This is a genomic window from Desulfospira joergensenii DSM 10085, from assembly GCF_000420085.1.
Lineage (GTDB): Bacteria > Desulfobacterota > Desulfobacteria > Desulfobacterales > Desulfobacteraceae > Desulfospira > Desulfospira joergensenii.
The window spans coordinates 1,092,841-1,112,788 of record NZ_ATUG01000002.1; the positions used below are offsets into that span (position 1 = coordinate 1,092,841).

Here is a 19,948-nt window from a genome sequence, read left to right on the forward strand (position 1 = left end):
CCTGTTGCTTCGGGATTTTGAATAAAAGACTTACCATTTTCTGGAAAAGAGACCGCAATGTTTAGTGAAGACACCATTTTATTGTTTTACGAGATCACCGATGTCATCATCGCCGGGCTCTCCAACGGCTCTGTCTATGCTTTGATGGCCGTGGGAATGACCCTGGTTTACGGTGTGACAAAAGCCTTTAATTTTGCCTATGGGGATTTTTTCAATATGGGAGGGTACCTGGCCTGGATCCTGATCGTAGGCCTGGGTCTTCAGTTCGGCGGCTATTTCACCGTCATCCTCATCGTCATGCCGATTTTATTCGGAGTCGGGTACGGACTGGAAAAGTTCCTGGTTGCCCCCCTGAGAAAAAGGCCGGACTGGGAAAACCGGGTGATGATGCTGACCCTGGGCCTGGGCCTGTTTTTGAGCAATCTCTATATGGTGGTATTCGGGGTAAAACTCAAATCCCTGCCGCCCATCCTGGACGGGATACTGGAAATCGGCCAGATCGTATTTTCCTACCAGGATATCATGATATTCGTGATGTCCCTGGGGGGAATCCTGTTGTTCGGCTGGATGCTGAACAACACCCGGACCGGACTGGCTGTCCGGGCCGTGGCCCAGAATCCGGCAGGTGCTAAGATCGTAGGCATCAACATCCAGCGCGTATTTGCCGCCACCTTTGCCATATCCACCGTCATGGTGGGGTTCGGCGGGATCCTGCTGAGTCAGAAATTGTTCATCAATCCGACTTCCGGCGGGGCCATCATGGTAAAGGCCTGGGTGGTAACGGCCTTCGGGGGAATGGGATCCATCCGGGGCGGTCTCTATGCCGCTTTCATCATCGGTATGATGGAAGCCTTTGTGGGCTGGACCTTTGGTATGAGCTATACCATTATCGCGCTTTTCGTTCTTTTACTGGCAACATTGGTCATCAGACCTCAAGGGTTAATGGGAAAGGGTGCATAAATCATGCAATTAAAACAGATGGCAGCCATCATTGGAATTTCTTACGGAATTCTGGCCATATTGCCGGTTTTCCTGGGGGACGTCCCCTATATTATGAATATATTGATCATGTGTCTTATCTGGGCTGTGGTGGCTTCCTCCTGGGACGTGATCATGGGATTTGCAGGGATTTTCTCCTTCGGACAGGTGGCCTTTTTTGTGATCGGAGCCTATTGCTCGGCCATCCTCTCCATTCAGTACGGGATCACTCCCGCATTCTCCATTGTGCTCAGCGGCATTTTCACTGCAGGCATGGGCGTGCTGGTGGGACTTCCCTGCCTTAAGCTGGCCGGCCCCTACGTGGCCCTGGTCACCTTCGGGGTTCACATGGCACTTCAACCCCTCTTAAAGGGGGAGATCGGCATTGCCCTGGGATCGGGCGGCGCTGCAGGACTTTTGACCATACCTCCCATCAGTATTCTGGGGTATACCTTTGGTACGGACAATATCGTTCCCACCTTTTATCTGATCCTGCTCATATCCCTTGCCTGCGTAACCACCATAATGGTGATGATCAAATCGTACTGGGGGCTTGCATTCCTGGCCCTGAAAGATTCAGAGCCCTTTTCCATGAGCCTGGGCATCAGCGCCTTTAAATATAAACTCATGGTATTTGCCCTGACTTCGTTCCTCACCGGGATCATCGGAGGGGTTTACGGACATTTTTACGGAGTTCTTTCGGTCCGAATGCTGGACCTGGACCTGTTCAGCATATTGATGATCATGATACTGGTCGGCGGTCTGGGCCATTTTCCAGGAGCCGTCATCGGCTCTTTCCTGGTGGTGGCGGCAAGCGAACTGATGTCTCCTTTGGGCGTCTATCGTGCCGTGACCATGGGGGCAATGGTCGTTATCCTCGTGTTGGCTTTGCCGGAGGGTGTAGTCGGTTTTTTTTCAAAGCGGATCAACCAGGCTGAAAAGGCCTGATTTAAATTCCGGCGTAAAAAAGACCGAATATGTCTCCGGTTCATCATAAGTGGGTTTGTATTTTAATAACAAGGAGGAAGGTTTTATGAAAAGGTTTAAGCTGTTGCCGCTGATTCTGGCGATCTGTTTTATCATGGTCCAGGGCGTTATTGCCTCTGACACGATTCCCATAGGCGTGCCCATCCCCATGACCGGGTGGGCCGCCGGATCCGGCGCCGATTATTTTAACGGCATTAAGATGTCCGTGGATGAGATCAATGAATCCGGCGGGCTGCTGGGGAAACAGATTGAGATCATCCGGTTTGATTCCAAGGGATTTGAGCCGGAAATCGTGATGCAGGCGGCAAACTACCTGTGCGGTCAGAAAAAAGTTGCCTCCATCCATGCCGGATGGGCCGGATGGGGTCAGGATGTCCGTGCCTACGGGAAGTATGAGGCCCCCTTCTTTGCCGATGACGGTTCGGAGGCGGCTGTCCAGGTCTTCAGAGAAGATCCGGAAAAGTACTCCAATATCTATCAGCTGACTCCCACTGCACCGGACCAGGCCGAAAGCGTGTTCCGTATGTTGACCAATCTTCCCTATGAGTGGCCCAACAAAAAAATCGTTGTCATCAATACGGATGATTCCTGGGGTCTTGAAGTGTCAGACACCCTGATCAAAAATTTTGAGAAAATCGGCTGGAAAGTGGCCAAAAGGGAAACCGTGCCCTACGGAACCACCGAATGGGGAGTGGTTCTGTCCCAGATCCGGCGGATCAAACCCGCATTGATTCACTTTGAAATTGCCAGCGGCCAGGAGAATATCTCTTTTTTCCAGCAGTTTCTGAAACGGCCCACCAATTCAATCGTCAGCCTCGGCTGGGGAATTACCCCCCGTGAAGTCATTAACGTTCTGGGAGAAAAAGCCGACGGTCTGATCGGAGAGATGCCTTCCGGACTGCCCGGCCCCAAGGCTCCCAATGCAGCCGGACAGGCCTGGCTTGAGAAGTGGCATCAACTCTACAATTATCAGGTTCCTGCCGGTGCCTGGATCACCTATACAGCGGTAAAGGCATGGGCCAATGCCGTTACCCAGGTAGGGGATGCCTATGATTTTAAAGGGGTGAACAAGTACTTAAAAGAAAACGGATACGAGGGGATTCAGGGAAAAATCACCTGGGACAAGGACAATGTGCTCCGTCTCCAGAAGGGATCTCCGGAAGTTCATTACCAGGTTCAGAACGGCGAGCTCCAGGCCATTTATACGGATCCGCCACTGACACCCTATCCCGGGGCCAAGTTTATCAAACCCCGCTGGATAAAATAATACCCGTCTGAAGTTGACCTGAATAAGAGAGCGCCACAAGGGTGACGCTCTCTTATTCAAAAATAGAGGAATGGGGATAAAAAAACCTTTTTACATAGTACCTACTATGTGATATTTAAAGTACAAAAAAGCATAAGATCAGGAGAAAATTATCAACACCCTCATCCACATTCATTTTGACAAATGCACCGGTTGCAGCATCTGTCAGCTTTCATGCAGCATGGATCTGCTGGGCGGTTACCTTCCGGGACGGGCCCGGTTAACCATCCAGCACAGCCGTGAAAATCTTTACCATACCCCGGTGGTCTGCAATCAATGTGAAAATGCATACTGCATGAATGTCTGCCCTGCCAAGGCCATAAAGAGAAACGACCAGGGTATTGTCTGCATCGATGAAGACCGGTGCATCGGATGCGGAACCTGCGTGGAATACTGTCCCATTGAAATGGTGAAAATGGATCCTGATACCCGAAAAGCGGTAAAGTGCGAATTGTGCCATGGGGAACCCCTGTGCGTTAAAGCTTGCCCCACCGGAGCCCTTGAACTTGTCTTCCCAAGGAAGAATCGATGATGAACGCCTACACAAACAAACTGCTCATGATTGATTTATCCCACGGATCCTTTGAAGTCCTTCCGGTTCCCGATATTTTGAAACAGGATTTTATCGGTGGAAAAGGGTTTGGAGCAAAATTCCTTTATGACAGGGTTTCCCCGGGCACAAACCCCCTTGGCCGGGATAATCTGCTCATGTTCATGACAGGACCCCTGACCGGGACCCTGGCGCCGGCCATGAGGGGATGCGTGGTCACAAAAAGTCCGCTTACCGGCCTGTTTCTCGATTCCTATTTTGGCGGCAGCTTAAGTCCGGAGATCAAATATGCCGGATATGACGGGATCATCATTACAGGAAAGGCCGAACATCCATCCTATATTTGGATCAACGATGATAAAATTGAAATAAAAGATGGCCGCCATCTCTGGGGAAAAGACACTCTTGCGGCAAATCATATGATCAAAAAAGAGCTTGGGGATGACAGCCTCAAGATCGCCACCATCGGCCAGGCCGGTGAAAACCAGGTGCTTTTTTCCCTGATCTGCTGTGAATATAACCGCCAGGCCGGCCGGGGCGGGGCCGGAGCCGTCATGGGATCTAAAAATCTGAAAGCCATTGCCGTAAAAGGATCCAACCCTGTCCGGGTCCATGATCCAGAAGGGTTTAAACGAGCCTGTGCCACGGCTTTTAAAGAACTCGAGGAAAGTCCGGATATTGAGGTCTTCAGGGAGGCCGGCACGGCATCGTCCGTGGAATATGCCAATGAAACCGGCCTTTTGCCCCATAAGAATTATAAAAACGGGACCTTTGCCAAGGCCTCCAAGATTTCAGACAAGGGCCAGTCCAAGCACCTGTGGCTTGGCAGTTCCGCCTGTATGGGCTGCCCCATCCGCTGCAGCAAGATCGGAGCGGTAAGAACGGGGAAATATAAAGGCTTTGTCACCGATATTGTGGAGTATGAATCTGCAGCCCTTTTAGGGGCCAACCTCGATATTTCAGATATCCGGGCCGTGGCCCATCTGACCAAACTCTGCGATTTGTACGGAATGGACTCCATGTCTTCCGGCAATCTGATCGGATTTGCCATGGAAGCCTGTGAAAAAGGCATCATCCCTTCTCCTGAGGGGATAGAATTAAAATTTGGCAATGCCGATGCCGCAGAGTTTCTCATCCATTCCATGGGAACCAAAAAGAATGAGATCGGGATTCTCCTTTCAAAGGGTGTGAAAAAAGCGGCCCGGGAACTGGGGGAGGAGGCCTTAACGTTTGCGAATCATACCAAGGGACTTGAAACCCCGGCATGGGGACCCAGAGGGGTTTCCGGAATGGGCCTTGCCTATATGACCACGGACCGGGGCGGCTGCCACCAGAGGGGGTTTCCCGTATCCTATGAACTGTCCGGTGAATATGAAGGGACCCCCATGGATCCCCTTTTGCCGGAAAACAAGGCCCAGATGGTCATTGACCTGCAGAATTATTCCGCCGGTACAGATGCCCTGGTCAAATGTGATTTCGGCAGCTTCGGCATTTCCCAGGGCACCTATGCGAAAATGTTCTTGGCTGCCACGGGACGTAAAATAGATCCAGAGGACTTTATTGAGACAGGAGAGCGGATCTGGAACCTGACCCGGTGCTTTAACCTTGAAAACGGAGCAGAGGAGAGCCAGGACACCCTTCCCAGGCGTTTTGTCAAAGAAGCCCTGCCGGACGGCCCTGCTAAGGGGCACAGGATATCGGAAAAAGATATGGCGTATATGAAACAGGAGTACTACCGGATCAGGGGATGGAGTGAAAAAGGCGTCCCTCTGGACAAGACCCTGGGCCGATTGAAACTGGATGATGCCGGAAACCGTCAATAGGCAGGCCTGGAGGCTTGAATCCTGAAAGCGGTCCGGTTGTGACGGAATCATCTGCGGATGACCCTATATTTTAGTGTAAAGGAGTTTACGGATGAAGGAAAAATACGATTACATTATCATCGGCGGAGGTTCTGCCGGGTGTGTCCTGGCCAACAGGCTGAGCAAGGACCCGTCTACCAGCGTCCTGGTGCTGGAGGCCGGCCGACCTGACTATATCTGGGATGTTTTCATACACATGCCTGCGGGGCTGACCTTCCCCATTGGAAATAAATTCTATGACTGGTGCTACGAGTCGGAACCCGAACCCCATATGAACAACAGGAAAGTCTTTCACGGCCGGGGAAAAGTTCTGGGGGGATCATCCAGCATCAACGGGATGATTTACATCCGGGGCAATGCCATGGATTATGAAAAGTGGGCCAAGGATCCGGGAATGGAAAACTGGGATTATGCCCATAACCTTCCCTATTTCATGCGGGCGGAGAACCGCCTCAAGGGCCCGGACCCGTACCACGGGGATAAAGGCCCCCTGATCCTTGAGACCGGCCCCTGCAAGAACCCGCTCTTTGCCGCTTTCCTGGCTTCCACCAAGGAAGCCGGCTATCCCCTGACCGATGATGTGAACGGATATCAGCAGGAGGGGTTTGGCGCCTTTGACCGGAATATCCATAGGGGCAGGAGGCTCAGTGCGGCAAGGGCCTATCTGCATCCGATATTAAAAAAGCGGCCCAATCTGGATCTGGTCTGCCGGGCCCTGACCACAAAGATCCTCTGCGACGGCAAAAAGGCCATTGGTGTTGAATTTGTCAAAGGCAAAAGCACCACCCCCAACCGGGTTCTGTCCGGAGAGGTCATCTGCTGCGGCGGTGCCATCAACTCTCCCCAGATCCTTCAGCTGTCCGGCATCGGCAATGGGGAAGAGCTCAAGGCCCTGGGGGTTGATGTGGTCCACGATCTTCCCGGCGTCGGGGAAAATATGCAGGATCACCTGGAGGTCTATGTCCAGTACAAGTGCAGGAAACCCGTGTCCATGAATCCGGCCCTGAAATGGTGGAAAAAGCCTTTTATCGGATACCAGTGGCTTTTTCACCGGGCAGGGGCTGCCTCCACAAACCATTTTGAGGCCGGCGGATTCATCCGCAGCAACGATGAGGTGGAGTACCCCAATATCCAGTTCCATTTCCTGCCCCTGGCCATCCGGTACGACGGAAGCCAGCCCAGTTCGGATCATGGGTATCAGGTGCATGTCGGTCCCATGTACTCCAATTCCCTGGGCACCATTAAGATTAAATCCAAAGATCCCAGACAGCATCCGGCCCTCAAGTTCAACTACCTGTCCACGGACCAGGACAAAAAAGAATGGGTGGAGGCCATCCGGTGCGCAAGAAAGATCATGAACCAGCCGGCCTTTGATGAATTTAACGGCGGTGAAATCTCTCCGGGCACCCATATCGAGACGGATGAGGAGATCCTGGACTGGGTGGCCAAGGACGGGGAAACCGCTCTTCATCCCTCCTGCACCTGCAAGATGGGCAAGGATGATATGGCTGTGGTGGATCCGGATTCCATGAAGGTTCACGGCATGGAAAACCTCAGGGTGGTGGATGCCTCGGTCATGCCCTATGTGACCAATGGAAACATCTACTCTCCCACCATGATGGTGGCGGAAAAGGCCTGTGACCTGATTCTGGGCAACACCCCGGAACCGCCGTCAACCGCTGAATTTTACAGACATAAGGCCTGATCAGACAAGAAGTTCCCGGGCATGGGCAAGGGTGGCGTCGGTGATATGGGTCCCGCCGATCATGCGGGCCAGTTCCTCCACCCTTTCCTCCCGGGTTTCAAGGGGAAGGATAGAGGTTGTGGTTCGGCCTTTGGCCACCTGCTTGGAGATCCTGAACTGGAAGTTGCCGAACCTGGCGATCTGGGCCAGGTGGGTGATGCAGATGACCTGGTGGCGGCGGGCCAATTCCTTTAATTTGAGTCCGACTTTTTCAGAAGTGGCTCCCCCGATACCGGCATCCACCTCGTCAAAGATCAGGGTTTCCAGGGACTGGTTTTTGGACAGCACCGCTTTCAGGGCCAGGACGATCCTGGACAATTCACCGCCGGAGGCGATCCTGGCCAGGGGTTTTAGATCTTCTCCCGGGTTGGGGCTGAGCATGAAGCTGACCCTGTCCAGGCCCGAGGAAAAGACCTTGTCTCCGGCCGGGGTGACAATATCATTGGGAGAATCGGATTTCCGGGTGGAGAAAAAAGGTTCAAACCGGGCCCTGCCCATCTCAAGGGCTTCCAGCTCCCCGGCTGCCAGTTCTGACAGACGGCCTCCGGCCTTCTGCCTTTGTTCCGATAACTTCCCGGCTTTTCCAATGATCACAAGTTCCAGATCCTTCTGCTTTTTTTCCAGGGCCTGAATCTGTCTGTCCAGATCCCGGGTCTGATCCAGGGTCCGGGTCATGGCCTCGTAGCGCTCAAACAGGCTCTCCAGGCTTCCCCCGTATTTGCGCTTGAGCCGGGAAACCAGGTCCAGGCGCTGGTCCACCCGTTCAAGGGACTCTGGATCAAGGTCAATGGAGGAGGAGTAATCCCTCAGGGTATGGGTCAGGTCCTGGAGATCAAATACGGCCGATTCCAGCCGTTCTGCTGCGGATCCGAGATCCGGATCGGCCTGGCTGAACCGTTCAATCCCGGCTTTGAGGCCGGAGAGTTTCTCAATGACAGATCCTTCCTGGTCATAGATCTCGTGGATGGTCCCGTTCACAGCCTCGAAGATCCGGGCCGCATTCATGAGTCTTTCCTTGAGGCTTTCCAGGGTCTTGTCCTCATCCTCTTCAATGGCGGCTGCCTGGATCTCATCCACCTGGAACTGGATCAGATCCCTTTCCCGGATCTTTTCCTCCAATTCCTTTTTTAGGTCTTCAATTTCCGACTTCAGGGGCATGATGGCCTGGTACAGGGTTTCAATTTCGTTCCTGAGCCCGGTGGTGCCGGCAAATTCATCCAGGAGTTCCAGGTGATTTTCCTCTTTGAGCAGTCCCTGGTGGGCGTGCTGGCTGGCAACCCCGGCCAGGTTCCGGGTGACCTGTTTGAGCAGGTCCAGGGTGGAGGGCCGGGAATTGATAAATACCCTTCCCTTGCCCGAGCTTGAGATCAGCCTTCTGATGATCAGGCCCTCGGTCCGGTCCATGCCCTGTTGCTCCATGATCTCTGCCGCCGGAGAATCGGGTTCAAGATCGAAAATTGCCGTAAGCTCTGCCGCCTCCTCTCCGGTCCTGACCAGGTCCGAGGATGCCCGGGCCCCTAGAAGCAGGTTCACGGCCTCGATGATGATGGACTTGCCCGCACCGGTTTCCCCGGTGAGGACGGAGAGTCCCGGCCGGAAGGAGATCCTTATATCTTCAATGATCGCAAATTTTTTTATGGCAAGTTCGCTTAGCATATAAGCTCCATGCGAAAGAGAATGCAGAAAAGAGCCATGCGGCAATCATGGCCGCAATGAGCCGGGGAATCCATAGCCAGAAGGGCGGAATCCCAAGGGGCAGAAACAGGGCCGGGTCCTCGATCATGGCATGGTTGATTCCGATGGAAAGGTGGAGCCGGGTCAGGTCCTTTGGATCGTACCGGGTGGAATTTGTCTCCTCCACGATCACGGCCGATCCGTAGGCAAGACCGAAAACAGCAGCGGTCATCCAGAGCATTCCGCAGGACCGGTCCAGGCCGAGAACGGACAGCACCGGGGAAAAAAAACGGGTGACAACGGCAATGACATTGAAATATTTGGCCAGTTCGATCATCACCATCAGGGGCATGATGATAAGAAAGATCTGGAGACATAAACCCAGGGTGGTCAGGCTCCATTTCCAGATCATGGCCGGGAAGGAAATCCCGCTCCCGGCCGGGACTGCCATGGAAATTCCAGCCCCGGTTCCCGGGGTCACCCCCATGATTTTGGCGCAGGCAAAGGTGACGATAAAGGCCGATACCAGCCTGAAAAACCCGGCAAAAAAGGGATTGATCCCGGAATTTCCCTGGACCATGGACTCCTGGATGATATTGTGGGAGATCAGGGTGAATACGGCCATGAGAATCATGTGATCCATGGAAAAGGGCATGACAGACAGGGCGGCCACAGTGCCGTAAATTCCCGTAAAAAGTCCGGCAATGAGAACCAGGGCCGCAGATGCGGGCAGGCAGATCAGGTTCATGAGGGGATTTAAAAGAAAATCCAGCTTGTAAATGATTCCGAAATGCACCAGCAGGGCCGTGGCAAAGGAGATGGGCACGAGGATTTTGAGCAGCCAGATCAGACCGCTCCAGCCTTTTTTAAGGCCGGCACGGATGCTCTGCCGAATTCCACTATACCTGTTGATCATCGGAGGGGATGTCTTTGTTGATGTTCTTCTTCACCGTTTCATTCACAGTTGCATGGATATCCTTAAAGGATTCATGGATATTTGAAGGAGAGAGCCGGCCCATTTCAATGAACTTGACTACGATCTCCTTGGCGGTTCTGAGTATCTGTTCGTCTAGGGATTTCATGAGAAACTGAATAACAGAAGCGCAGCCCGAGGTCAACCTCAACTTGGTCGACTTGGGGATTCGGATATGAAAAGAGTGAAGGGGGATTTAAGGTTGCCATGGAAGATAAAATGATTATAATCAAGTCGCTGTTTTAACAATATCTAAAAGGTAGAAGGACATGGAAGAGGCCATAGATTCAGATCAGACATCCCTGGAGACGGACATTCATCATCTGTCATACCGGGACAAGGAAATCATTCTCATTGGTACGGCCCATGTGTCCAGACAGAGCGCCGAACTCGTGGAAAAAATCATTTTAGAGCAGAATCCGGATACGGTCTGTGTGGAACTCTGCTCCACCCGACTGGGAGCCATCCGGGACGCCGACCGCTGGCGAAACATGGATATCATCAAGATCATCAAGGAGAAAAAGGCCCTGATGCTGTTCATGAACCTTATTCTGGCCTCTTTCCAGAAAAAAATTGCCGATAAATTCAAGATCAAACCGGGCCAGGAGATGATCAACGCCATTGAGGCGGCTGAAAAAACCGGAGCCCTGATCAAACCCTCGGACCGGGAGATCCAGACCACCCTTTCCCGGGTATGGCGGGGCATGGGGTTCTGGGCCAAGTTTAAACTCATGGGTTCCATTGTCTTTTCTTTCGGGAACTCAGATGACATCAAAGAAGAGGATATCGAACGGATGAAGCAGGAGGATATTTTAAAAACCCTGCTTTCCGACGTAAAAAAGACCCATCCCATCATTGAAAGGGCCCTGATCGACGAAAGAGACCGGTATCTGGCCGAAAATATCCGGACTGCGCCGGGGGAGAAGATCCTGGCCGTTGTAGGGGCGGCCCATGTGCCCGGGATAAAGGGATATATCACCAAAGACACCCCCATTGACCTGGCAAAGCTGGATGAAATCCCAGAGGCCGGCCATCTGGGGAAGATCCTAAAATGGCTGATCCCCGGTTTAATCCTGCTGCTCTTTGCCGCAGGATTCATGATGGAAGGGAAAAATGCAGGAACCGACATGATATGGATCTGGGTGGCGGCCAACGGTATCTTTGCCGGGCTGGGGGCTGTCCTTGCCCTGGCCCATCCCTATACCATCCTTTCCTCTGTCCTGGCCGCTCCCCTGACTTCCCTGAATCCCATGATCGCTGCCGGATGGGTATCCGGTCTGGTGGAGGCCTTTTCCCGGAAACCCAAAGTCAGGGATCTGGAAGCCATCCCCAATGATATTGCATCTGTCCGGGGATTCTGGCGGAACAATGTCACCCGGATCCTTTTGGTGGTCGTATTTACCAATCTGGGCTCGGCCATCGGAACCTGGACGGCGGTTCCCCTGATGCTCAAACTGATCAGCTGATATCCTTCCATATTTCGAACTTCCGGTCGGATACTGCAAACACCTTTCCCGGTATCGACGGGGATACAGTCCCCTCAATGGTCCTGATCAATACATTTTTCACCGTTGGCTCTATCAGATCCTCCAGGGCCGAAAGGTCCTGGACAGGCTGCCGGAATTCTATATGGACGCCCTGCGCATGGCAGACGCCTTTTTCATCTGAACTCAAATTGACTCCAGCCTTGCATTTATAATGATTTTCAGCTTATATATGTTCCATATCATGCGGATTATAATTTCAAAACCCAGAAACAGCATCCTTGAACAATGGATATTTACGTTGCGCGGCAGCCTGTTTTCACAGCAGACAAAAAAATTTTTAGCTATGAGCTTTTGTTCAGGCTCGGCTTTGAGAACGTGTTTCCTGATGTTGACGGTGATACTGCCACCTCAAATGTCCTGACCAACACCTTTTTCTCCTTTGGCCTTGATGAAATTCTTGGAGGCAAACCCGGACTGATCAATTTTACCCGGGAACTGATTCTTCAAAGAATTCCCCTGTTCTTTCCCAAGGAACATATCATCATTGAAGTCCTGGAGGACATTGAACCTGAGCCCGAGGTGATCCAGGCTCTTCAGGAGTTCAAGGAGCAGGGGTTCCGGATCGCCCTGGATGATTTCGTCTACCATGAAAAATTCAAACCCATGCTGGAGTTGTGCGACATCATTAAATTCGACTTGATGATGACTCCCCTGGATACCCTGGGCCCTCTTGTAGAAAGGCTCAAAGCCGTTTACCCCGTTACCCTGCTGGCGGAGAAGATAGAGACCCATCAGAAGTTCGTACAGGCCAGGGACATGGGGTTTGAACTTTTTCAGGGCTATTTTTTCGCCAGACCGGAAATCCTGAGTCAGAAAGAGATTTCCACCAACCAGATCACCAAGTTCAAGCTCATTGATCAAGCCGGCCGGACGGATCCGGACCTTGCCCAATTGGAGAACCTGATTAAAAGGGATGTGTCTGTATCCTTCAAACTGCTCAAATTCATGAACTCCGCCTATTTTCTCCGCCCCGCCCCCATCGATACCATTAAAGAGGCCATCCTGGTTCTGGGAATTAATGAGTTACGCAAATTCATCAGCCTGGTGGTCCTGTCCGATCTCAACGACAACAAACCGAGTGAACTGGTCCGCCTGGCCATGATCCGTGCCAGGATGTGCGAACAATGCGGGACCGTCCTGAGAACCCGGTTTTCCACAGAGGAGCTTTTCACCATCGGACTTTTTTCGTCCATTGACGCCATCCTGGACATGCCCATGTACATGATCCTGGAGCAACTCTCTTTTTCTGAGAAGATCACCCATGCCCTTCTTGGATTTGACAAACAGTTCAGGCAGATCCTGGCCCTGGTCATTGGTTTTGAAAAAGGGAACTGGGACCATCGTCTCTTTCATCTTTACCAGGGGAAAAAGATCCTGTCCAAGCTGCCGGAATTTTACCGGGAAGCGGTTTTTATGGCGGATTCTTTCTTCACCTGAAGATTCCGGTCAAAGGGGCAGATCCATTTGCCACGATCTAACGGTCTTCAGCGTTTTTTCCGGGCGAATTTCTGGATACAGGCGGGATACAGCTCCCATTCCTTTTCCAGTCCTTTCTTTTTGACGTCTTCCAGACTGTCCGTGTCCTCGATCTCAAAGGCCTTCTGGCCGATGATGGGGCCGGTGTCCTCACCGTAGTCGATGAAATGAACCGTGCACCCGCCGACCTTGCACCCGTACCGGAAGGTATCTCCGTACCCGTCTGTACCGGGAAATGCAGGGAGCAGGGCAGGATGGATGTTCATGATTTTATGGTGACCGGGCCGGGTGTTGATGCGGTCGATGAAATAGGGGGTCAACACCCGCATGAATCCGGCCAGGACCAAAAGATCGATGTCATAGGCAGAGATCCGGTCCAGAAGCTTTTTTTCGGCCACGGCCCTGGACTTCAGGAAGAGTTCCACCCTTTCCCGGGCCGTATCCGCCGGCATGAGGCGCTGCTTTTCAAGGATCTCAGCCAGGTCAAAGTCCTGAGGCAGGTCCAGGTCGTTTATCCCCTTTTTACAGGACCGGATGATTGGGTCGTAATCCACAACAAAGGTTTCTATCCCTGCAGCCTCAGCCCTTTCCAGTCCTTTTACCCCGGGGGTGTCCGAGCCGGTGAACAGGATTTCAGCATCGATTCTGCCTGCCCGGCATGCATCGATGATGGCCTGGAGGTTGGTGCCCCCCCCGGATATCAGGGTTCCGATTTTGATCTTGTCTGCCATGGGTGGATCCTCCTTTGTCTACTGATTTCCGTAACCGTTCTGTGCCCCGCAGTCCGGGCATTCCCAGGTAATCCCGTTGCAGGTCATGCCCCACTGGTTTTCGTACATGCAGGCCTGGCAAATGGAAAAGCCGCACCGGCACTGCCAGCAGAACATGAACTGCCCGCTGCAGCAGTCGCACTGCTTCTCGCATTTGTGGCGCCGGCCTTTTCTGGTATCTTTGGCCTGTTTATCCCTCATATAAATTCCTTCTCCTTTTCCTCAAAAGATAGTATATATGCCTAAAATTGAAGAAAATTCAACATGGAATTAAATAATATGGCAGACTCCAAAAAGATCTTTCTCATTGACGGCAGTGCATTTTTATACCGGGCATTCCATGCCATCCGGAGCCTTTCCACGGCCAAGGGCCATCCCACCAACGCCACCTTCGGCTTTACCCGGATTTTATTAAAATTGTTAAAGGAAAAGCAACCCGAATATGCGGCAATGCTTTTTGATGTCAAGGGACCCACTTTCCGCCATTCCATGTATGAGGACTATAAGGCCAACCGTCCGCCCATGCCCGATGAGCTGGCCGCCCAGATACCGGACATCAAACGGGTGACCTCGGCCCTGAACATCCCCATTGTCCAGAAAATGGGATATGAGGCCGATGACCTTGTGGGAACCTTTGCCCGGATCGCCCAGGAAGAGAACTTTGAGGTGGTCATGGTTACCGGAGACAAGGACTTTATTCAGCTGGTGACGGACCGCTGCAGCCTCTGGGACCCCATGAAGGACACCCATACCGGCGCCGATGACATCCGGGCGGACATGGGCATTGAACCGGCCCGGTTTATTGATGTGCTGGGGCTGGCCGGGGACACCTCGGACAATATCCCCGGCGTCCAGGGAGTGGGGCCCAAAACCGCCCTGAAACTGGTTTCGGAATTCGGAAGCATTGAGAATCTCTATGACAACCTGGACAGCCTGGCCAAAAAGAAAAAACTTCACGAAAACCTTTCCGCCTCCAAGGACCTGGTATTCTTGAGCCGGGACCTGGCCACCATTGACCGCAAGGTTCCGGTGAAGGAAACCATGTCGGATTTCAGGCTCAAGCCCTTTGACACCAAAAAGGCCTTTGAACTTTTTCAGGAATTTGAATTTAAAACCCTGGCTTCGGAATTTGCCGGCACAGCCGACAAGTCCGAAAAGGTTTATAAGCTGATCACCACTTCCCAGGAGCTGGAAAAGCTGGCCCATGTTCTTCAAAACAAAGGCATCTTTGCCGTTGATACGGAAACCACGGGCAAGGACCCCATGCGGGCCGAGCTGGTGGGAATCTCTTTTTCCTATATGGAAAACACCGGATTCTACATCCCCGTCGGCCATCTTAGTTCATCCGGAGAGGAAGAAGAGGAGGCCAGTGAGCCGGAAACGGAACCCCTGGATTTTGAGCAGCCCTCAAAAGAAGAGATCCTCAGGATTTTCAAGCCCATTCTCGAAGATCCCGAAGTCCGGAAGGTGGGGCAGAACATCAAGTACGACTACATTGTTCTGGCCAGGTATGGTATTTCCATGCAGGGCATCTTCTTTGACACCATGATCGCCTCTTACCTGCTCAACCCCTCCACCCGGGGGCACAGCCTGGACCGGATCGCCATGAACCTTTTCGGGTACAAGATGATCTCCTATGAAGAGGTGGCCGGCAAGGGCAAGGACCAGATCTCCTTTGCCCGGGTTCCCCTTTCCCAGGCCGCAGACTATGCCGCCGAAGACGCCGACCTCACCTTCATGGCCTATGAAACATTGTCCAAAAAGATCCAGGAAAAGGGACTTGCCGACCTGTTCAACCGGATTGAAGTTCCCCTGATTCCGGTTCTGGGAAACATGGAGATGGCTGGGATCAAAGTGGACCGGGAAAACCTGGCGGAACTGTCCCAGACCTTTACCCGGGAACTTTCTGCCCTTGAAAAAGAGATATACGCGCTTGCCGGAGAAGAGTTCAATATCAATTCCTCCCAGCAGCTGGGCGCCATCCTCTTTGACAAGCTGAAACTCAAGTCCGTGAAAAAGACCCGGAAAAGAACGGGATATTCCACGGACGTCCAGGTCCTGACCGTCCTGGCCAAGACCCATGAACTTCCGGAAAGACTGCTCCGATACCGGACCCTGGGCAAACTGCTGTCCACCTATGTGAACGCTTTGCAGAAATTGATTCATCCGGAAACCGGCCGGATTCACACCTCATTCAACCAGACCATCACGGTCACGGGAAGGCTCTCCAGCTCAAATCCCAACCTCCAGAACATTCCCGTGAGAAAACCCGAAGGCAAGAAAATCCGGAAGACATTCATCCCAAAGGATGGGCATACTCTGATCTCGGCGGATTATTCCCAGATCGAACTGCGGATTCTGGCCCATTGCGCTGAAGATGAGATCCTCATCGAATCCTTTAACCAGGATGAGGATATCCATACCCGGACCGCCCTGGAGGTGTTTCAGGTGATCCCGGAATTTGTTACGGATGAACTGAGAAATCAGGCCAAGGCCATCAACTTCGGGATCGTTTACGGCATGGGGGCCTTTAAGCTGGCCAGCGAACTGAATATCAGCCGGAAAATGGCCGCCACCTATATTGAAAATTATTTTAAGCGCTATTCCGGGGTCAAGAATTTCATTGATTCCTGTATCGAAGAAACCAAGAAAACCTGTGAGACATCCACCATTTTCGGCCGGAAAAGGCGCCTGGACGATATCCGCTCTTCCAATGCAAACCTAAGAAACTTTGCCCAGAGGGCAGCCATCAACACCCCTATCCAGGGCAGCGCAGCCGATCTCATCAAGCTGGCCATGATCCGGATGGAAGCGGCCCTTGTGAAAAACAGGATGAGTTCGAAGATGCTGCTTTCGGTCCACGACGAAATCATATTTGAGACCCCCCTGGAAGAAAAAGAGGATCTGATCACCCTGGCAGGGGAGATCATGGAAAATGTTCACCCCTTAAAAGTGCCCCTCAAGGTCAATTTCGGATCCGGGAGCAGTTGGGCAGAGGCACACTAAACAATGAATAATGGAGAATTGACAATTTGGCTTGTGCTCTGATTTCAGCGACTGACTTTTCCCAGATAATGGAGCGGTTATGACAGACCGGATCGGGATCGTAATTAAAAACGAAGAGTATGCCCAGGAAAAGGCCGGGGAATTGGTCCGAACCCTGGGTGAGAAATGCGTGGTTATTGACACCCGGGATTCCGGAAAGATCCCCGATGATCTTCTCTGTCTCGTGGTCCTGGGCGGAGACGGCACATTTCTGCACGTGGCCCGGTTCATTGAAGACCGGGACATCCCCCTCATGGGGGTCAAATTCGGGGAAGTCGGGTTTCTGGCCGAAACTACCGAAGAGCGCCTTTACCAGGCCATTGAGTCTGTATTCAAAAAAGAGTATCTGATCCAGGAACGGACCCGGCTGGATATCAAAGTGGTCCGGAACGGGGAACGGATCGTGGATGTGGATGTGCTCAACGATGCCGTGATCAATAAATCCGCCCTGTCCCGCCTGGCCTCCTGCGCCGTTTTTCTGGACGGCAACTATTTGACCACCTTCAGGGCAGACGGCCTGATCGTGGCCACGCCCACGGGATCCACAGCCTATTCCCTGGCGGCCGGAGGGCCGGTGGTCCACCCGGAGGTTCCCTCCATTATCCTGACGCCCATCTGCCCCTTTACCCTGACCAACCGGCCTCTGCTCATCCCGGACTCCACTCCCATTGAGATCCGTCTGGAAGGCAGTCCCGAAGACATGATCCTGACCCTTGACGGACAGGAGGGATTTGATATGGATCCCGGGGACAAGATCTTCATCAAAAAAAGCCGGAACATCATTAAGATGATCTCCTTTGAAAATCAATCCTATTTCAAGGTGCTCAAGACAAGGCTTCATTGGAGCGGGGGAAAGTAATCTCCAAGAATGCATAAAAATTTGAGAAAAAAGATGAAATCTTTCTGATGTTTGCAACGCCAGGGGAAAATAAGGATGGGATCCCCTGGACTGCCGTGGTCCGGCCCGGGGAATTTATTCTCCGGAATCTGCCATGGATCTGTTGACCTGGATGAGGACATTCCTTCTCAAGGACAGATCATCAATGAGATCTTCTATATCTTCCCCATCCAGTTCAGGCGAAATATAGTAGGGGTTTTCAAAGAGTCCGGCCGGCTCCCGGATTCCTTTGTCCACATTGGCCAGGATCCTCCGGCGCCATCCAAACACGCCGATATTGACCCATACGGCCTTGATTTCAGGATAGGCATCCACAACGTCCAGGGTTTCCCGGATGGAAGTCATGGTTTCCCCCGGGGCGCCGATGACAAGGGAAACACCAAAATCCATGCCCGACCCCTTTAGATTGTCCAGGGCCGTTACAATATCCTCGGTCCTGTATCCCCGGTTCAGGTTGGACAGCATCCTGGGAGAAGCAGTTTCCATGGCCAGGCCCACAAAGGAACACCCGGAAGCCCTGAGCAGATCGCAGAACTCCCTGGAAAACCCCAGGGGTTTGAAGGTACCTGACCGCCAGTCCACGTCCAGGTTCTCCTGGATCATCTTTTTGCAGATGGATTTTGCATGGGTGATGGGGCAGTTGAAGCTGTTGTCTGAAAAGTTGATCCGCCTGGATCCTGTCACCCGTTTTACGTATTTGATTTCCTCCACGACCCTGGAAGAGGATTTGAGCCGGTAGCGGTGATCCTGACTGTCGGAACAGAAAAAGCAGTCAAGGGAGCATCCTTTTTTGGTGGAAACTCCCCAGGGGATGTCCAGTTCATTGTACCTGGCCGGTTCAAACAGCTCGTAGGCCGGCATGGATACTCCGTCCAGGTCCATTATCCTGTCCCCGGTCTCCGTGAATGTCCTGTCCCCGCGCAGGATCACAGAGCCGGGAATCCCGGAGATCGGTTCTCCCCGGGATAGTTTCGACAGAAAAAGGGGAAACGAGACTTCTCCCTCCCCCCTGAGACCGTATTCAATCTCGAGATATATCAGCCAGTCTTCAGAGAAAAAATTAAATCCGGCCCCGCCGGCGATAATCCTGGCATTTGATTTTTTTTTGATGGTATCGACAATCTGCTTTATCTTTGCCTTTGGACCATCCATCTTTGTGGCCCCGCCTTCATCCTGCCCCAGGGTTATGGGGATGGAAATGCCGGCCACATCCGGTTCAAACGAACTGAGAAGATATCCAAGCCTGCCGGGATCAGATCCGTTAAACAGGCAGTCAAACACTTTTACATCGTGCCCCTCCTTAAGGGCGGCGCCCGCGATATAGGCGGGACCCACCGGGGTCATGGGGATAAAACCGGCTGAAATAATCAAAACCTTCATGAAGGCCTCCCTGGTCAATGATGGGAAACGGCGGAATTTCAGGATATTCCCAGCTGAAATGAGAGATAATTATTCTATAGCACGGAAAAGAGGTGATGTAAAATATTCCTCCCGGCTTTTGCAAGGAAAAAAGGCAGACTGGGAAATTGGATTCCCAGTCTGCCTTTGGGTCGGACTTACTTGTTTTGAAGTTTAGCTTCCATTTATGAGGTTTTTTGCAGCGCCGGGTTCAATAGTTCTGATCTGCGTACTCCACCCATCCACCGGTCCTGACCAGGGCCCGGTCAAACTCGGATATGGAAAAGGGCAGGGCCAGGTCCCCCGGACTGACCCGGATCAGGGATGCATCCAGGTCCACGGCGATTTTTGCTCCTTTTCCGGCACAGGCATCAAAAAGGGTCTGGATATCCTCTTCGGGAAGCTCGATGGCCAGCATGCCGCAGTTGAACATGTTCTGGCGGAATATCCTGGCAAAACTCCGGGCAATGACCACGTTGATGCCGTTGACCTCCAGGGCCCAGGGGGCATGTTCCCGGGAGGAACCGCACCCGAAATTTTCCCGGGTAAGGACCACGGCCTTTTCTTTAAGATCTTTTTCCGGATGAAATCCCTCTAAAGTTAAATCTTCCAGAAGGTGGGGCTTCATGGCAATTTTCTCAATTTCCGTGAGATATTTTGCAGGGATGATTTCATCGGTATTGATATCGGACCGGTCCAGGCACAGGACTTTTCCTTTGAATTCTTTCATGAATGGCCTC

Annotated in this window: 18 protein-coding genes; 10 read left to right on the forward strand and 8 right to left on the reverse strand. The window is 52.4% G+C overall.

Annotation, left to right across the window (positions count from 1 at the left end):
* The first annotated feature begins 57 nt into the window (after positions 1 to 57).
* From F608_RS0117385 to betA, 6 genes are all read left to right on the forward strand, one after another.
* Positions 58 to 960 carry a branched-chain amino acid ABC transporter permease gene (locus tag F608_RS0117385; protein ID WP_022666932.1) on the forward strand — a complete coding sequence of 301 codons (903 nt, stop codon included), beginning with the start codon at positions 58 to 60 and terminating at the stop codon, positions 958 to 960.
* Positions 961 to 963: 3 nt separating this feature from the next.
* Positions 964 to 1,926, forward strand: coding sequence for a branched-chain amino acid ABC transporter permease (locus F608_RS0117390; protein WP_022666933.1), 963 nt, complete (start codon positions 964 to 966; stop codon positions 1,924 to 1,926).
* Between the two features lie 85 nt (positions 1,927 to 2,011).
* Entirely contained in the window at positions 2,012 to 3,232 is a 1,221-nt protein-coding gene (locus F608_RS0117395; RefSeq protein ID WP_022666934.1) for an ABC transporter substrate-binding protein, read from the forward strand.
* A gap of 169 nt (positions 3,233 to 3,401) precedes the next feature.
* Positions 3,402 to 3,803 (forward strand): 4Fe-4S dicluster domain-containing protein, encoded by a 402-nt coding sequence (locus F608_RS32415; RefSeq protein WP_341833815.1) that lies wholly within the window; start codon positions 3,402 to 3,404, stop codon positions 3,801 to 3,803.
* Complete coding sequence (locus F608_RS0117405; RefSeq protein ID WP_022666936.1) at positions 3,800 to 5,644, forward strand: aldehyde ferredoxin oxidoreductase family protein; 1,845 nt, start codon at positions 3,800 to 3,802, stop codon at positions 5,642 to 5,644. The genes F608_RS32415 and F608_RS0117405 overlap by 4 nt, the downstream gene beginning before the upstream one ends.
* A 91-nt stretch (positions 5,645 to 5,735) precedes the next feature.
* Positions 5,736 to 7,388 (forward strand): choline dehydrogenase, encoded by a 1,653-nt coding sequence (gene betA, locus F608_RS0117410; protein ID WP_022666937.1) that lies wholly within the window; start codon positions 5,736 to 5,738, stop codon positions 7,386 to 7,388.
* Here the strand turns inward: betA and recN are convergent, their stop codons facing one another.
* The 3 genes from recN to F608_RS0117425 are packed head-to-tail and all read right to left on the reverse strand — an operon-like array spanning position 7,389 to position 10,183.
* Positions 7,389 to 9,083: a DNA repair protein RecN gene (recN, locus tag F608_RS0117415; protein ID WP_022666938.1), complete on the reverse strand. Its 1,695-nt coding sequence runs from the start codon at positions 9,081 to 9,083 to the stop codon at positions 7,389 to 7,391.
* Positions 9,043 to 10,017 carry a nucleoside recognition domain-containing protein gene (locus F608_RS0117420; RefSeq protein WP_022666939.1) on the reverse strand — a complete coding sequence of 325 codons (975 nt, stop codon included), beginning with the start codon at positions 10,015 to 10,017 and terminating at the stop codon, positions 9,043 to 9,045. Before F608_RS0117420 ends, recN begins: the two co-directional genes overlap by 41 nt.
* Positions 10,001 to 10,183: a hypothetical protein gene (locus F608_RS0117425; protein WP_022666940.1), complete on the reverse strand. Its 183-nt coding sequence runs from the start codon at positions 10,181 to 10,183 to the stop codon at positions 10,001 to 10,003. The genes F608_RS0117420 and F608_RS0117425 overlap by 17 nt, the downstream gene beginning before the upstream one ends.
* Positions 10,184 to 10,343: 160 nt before the next feature.
* On the opposite strand from F608_RS0117425, the gene F608_RS0117430 reads away from it, so the two are divergent.
* Positions 10,344 to 11,540 (forward strand): TraB/GumN family protein, encoded by a 1,197-nt coding sequence (locus tag F608_RS0117430; protein WP_022666941.1) that lies wholly within the window; start codon positions 10,344 to 10,346, stop codon positions 11,538 to 11,540.
* Here F608_RS0117430 and F608_RS0117435 read toward each other — a convergent pair.
* A complete protein-coding gene (locus tag F608_RS0117435) occupies positions 11,533 to 11,748 on the reverse strand; it encodes a hypothetical protein (protein WP_022666942.1) in 216 nt (71 codons plus the stop codon). The genes F608_RS0117430 and F608_RS0117435 overlap by 8 nt on opposite strands.
* 98 nt (positions 11,749 to 11,846) lie before the next feature.
* Here F608_RS0117435 and F608_RS0117445 point away from each other — a divergent pair, with 98 nt between their 5' ends.
* Positions 11,847 to 13,058, forward strand: coding sequence for an EAL and HDOD domain-containing protein (locus F608_RS0117445; protein ID WP_022666944.1), 1,212 nt, complete (start codon positions 11,847 to 11,849; stop codon positions 13,056 to 13,058).
* Positions 13,059 to 13,105: 47 nt separating this feature from the next.
* Here the strand turns inward: F608_RS0117445 and purN are convergent, their stop codons facing one another.
* The gene (purN, locus tag F608_RS0117450; protein ID WP_022666945.1) at positions 13,106 to 13,828 is read right to left on the reverse strand and encodes a phosphoribosylglycinamide formyltransferase; all 723 of its coding nucleotides are present in this window, start codon (positions 13,826 to 13,828) and stop codon (positions 13,106 to 13,108) included.
* Between the two features lie 18 nt (positions 13,829 to 13,846).
* Positions 13,847 to 14,068, reverse strand: coding sequence for a hypothetical protein (locus tag F608_RS0117455; protein ID WP_022666946.1), 222 nt, complete (start codon positions 14,066 to 14,068; stop codon positions 13,847 to 13,849).
* A 63-nt stretch (positions 14,069 to 14,131) separates the two neighbouring features.
* Here F608_RS0117455 and polA point away from each other — a divergent pair, with 63 nt between their 5' ends.
* Together polA and F608_RS0117465 are read left to right on the forward strand one after the other, a co-directional pair.
* The gene (gene polA / locus F608_RS0117460) at positions 14,132 to 16,873 is read left to right on the forward strand and encodes a DNA polymerase I (RefSeq protein WP_244154304.1); all 2,742 of its coding nucleotides are present in this window, start codon (positions 14,132 to 14,134) and stop codon (positions 16,871 to 16,873) included.
* Positions 16,874 to 16,952: 79 nt separating this feature from the next.
* A complete protein-coding gene (locus F608_RS0117465; protein WP_022666948.1) occupies positions 16,953 to 17,771 on the forward strand; it encodes an NAD(+)/NADH kinase in 819 nt (272 codons plus the stop codon).
* Between the two features lie 114 nt (positions 17,772 to 17,885).
* Here the strand turns inward: F608_RS0117465 and F608_RS0117470 are convergent, their stop codons facing one another.
* A complete protein-coding gene (locus F608_RS0117470) occupies positions 17,886 to 19,190 on the reverse strand; it encodes a B12-binding domain-containing radical SAM protein (RefSeq protein ID WP_022666949.1) in 1,305 nt (434 codons plus the stop codon).
* A 229-nt stretch (positions 19,191 to 19,419) separates the two neighbouring features.
* A complete protein-coding gene (gene leuD / locus F608_RS0117475; protein ID WP_022666950.1) occupies positions 19,420 to 19,938 on the reverse strand; it encodes a 3-isopropylmalate dehydratase small subunit in 519 nt (172 codons plus the stop codon).
* Positions 19,939 to 19,948 lie beyond the last annotated feature (10 nt).

What these genes read in the sequence shown, in the direction of transcription:
- F608_RS0117390 (WP_022666933.1), top strand. Translation starts at nt 964, where the DNA reads ATGCAATTAAAACAGATGGCAGCCATCATTGGAATTTCTTACGGAATT.
- F608_RS0117385 (WP_022666932.1), top strand. Translation starts at nt 58, where the DNA reads ATGTTTAGTGAAGACACCATTTTATTGTTTTACGAGATCACCGATGTC.
- F608_RS0117425 (WP_022666940.1), bottom strand. Translation starts at nt 10,183, where the DNA reads ATGAAATCCCTAGACGAACAGATACTCAGAACCGCCAAGGAGATCGTA.
- F608_RS0117395 (WP_022666934.1), top strand. Translation starts at nt 2,012, where the DNA reads ATGAAAAGGTTTAAGCTGTTGCCGCTGATTCTGGCGATCTGTTTTATC.
- purN (WP_022666945.1), bottom strand. Translation starts at nt 13,828, where the DNA reads ATGGCAGACAAGATCAAAATCGGAACCCTGATATCCGGGGGGGGCACC.
- F608_RS0117430 (WP_022666941.1), top strand. Translation starts at nt 10,344, where the DNA reads ATGGAAGAGGCCATAGATTCAGATCAGACATCCCTGGAGACGGACATT.
- F608_RS0117405 (WP_022666936.1), top strand. Translation starts at nt 3,800, where the DNA reads ATGATGAACGCCTACACAAACAAACTGCTCATGATTGATTTATCCCAC.
- recN (WP_022666938.1), bottom strand. Translation starts at nt 9,083, where the DNA reads ATGCTAAGCGAACTTGCCATAAAAAAATTTGCGATCATTGAAGATATA.
- betA (WP_022666937.1), top strand. Translation starts at nt 5,736, where the DNA reads ATGAAGGAAAAATACGATTACATTATCATCGGCGGAGGTTCTGCCGGG.
- polA (WP_244154304.1), top strand. Translation starts at nt 14,132, where the DNA reads ATGGAATTAAATAATATGGCAGACTCCAAAAAGATCTTTCTCATTGAC.
- F608_RS0117465 (WP_022666948.1), top strand. Translation starts at nt 16,953, where the DNA reads ATGACAGACCGGATCGGGATCGTAATTAAAAACGAAGAGTATGCCCAG.
- F608_RS0117445 (WP_022666944.1), top strand. Translation starts at nt 11,847, where the DNA reads ATGGATATTTACGTTGCGCGGCAGCCTGTTTTCACAGCAGACAAAAAA.
- F608_RS0117455 (WP_022666946.1), bottom strand. Translation starts at nt 14,068, where the DNA reads ATGAGGGATAAACAGGCCAAAGATACCAGAAAAGGCCGGCGCCACAAA.
- F608_RS0117470 (WP_022666949.1), bottom strand. Translation starts at nt 19,190, where the DNA reads ATGAAGGTTTTGATTATTTCAGCCGGTTTTATCCCCATGACCCCGGTG.
- F608_RS0117420 (WP_022666939.1), bottom strand. Translation starts at nt 10,017, where the DNA reads ATGATCAACAGGTATAGTGGAATTCGGCAGAGCATCCGTGCCGGCCTT.
- leuD (WP_022666950.1), bottom strand. Translation starts at nt 19,938, where the DNA reads ATGAAAGAATTCAAAGGAAAAGTCCTGTGCCTGGACCGGTCCGATATC.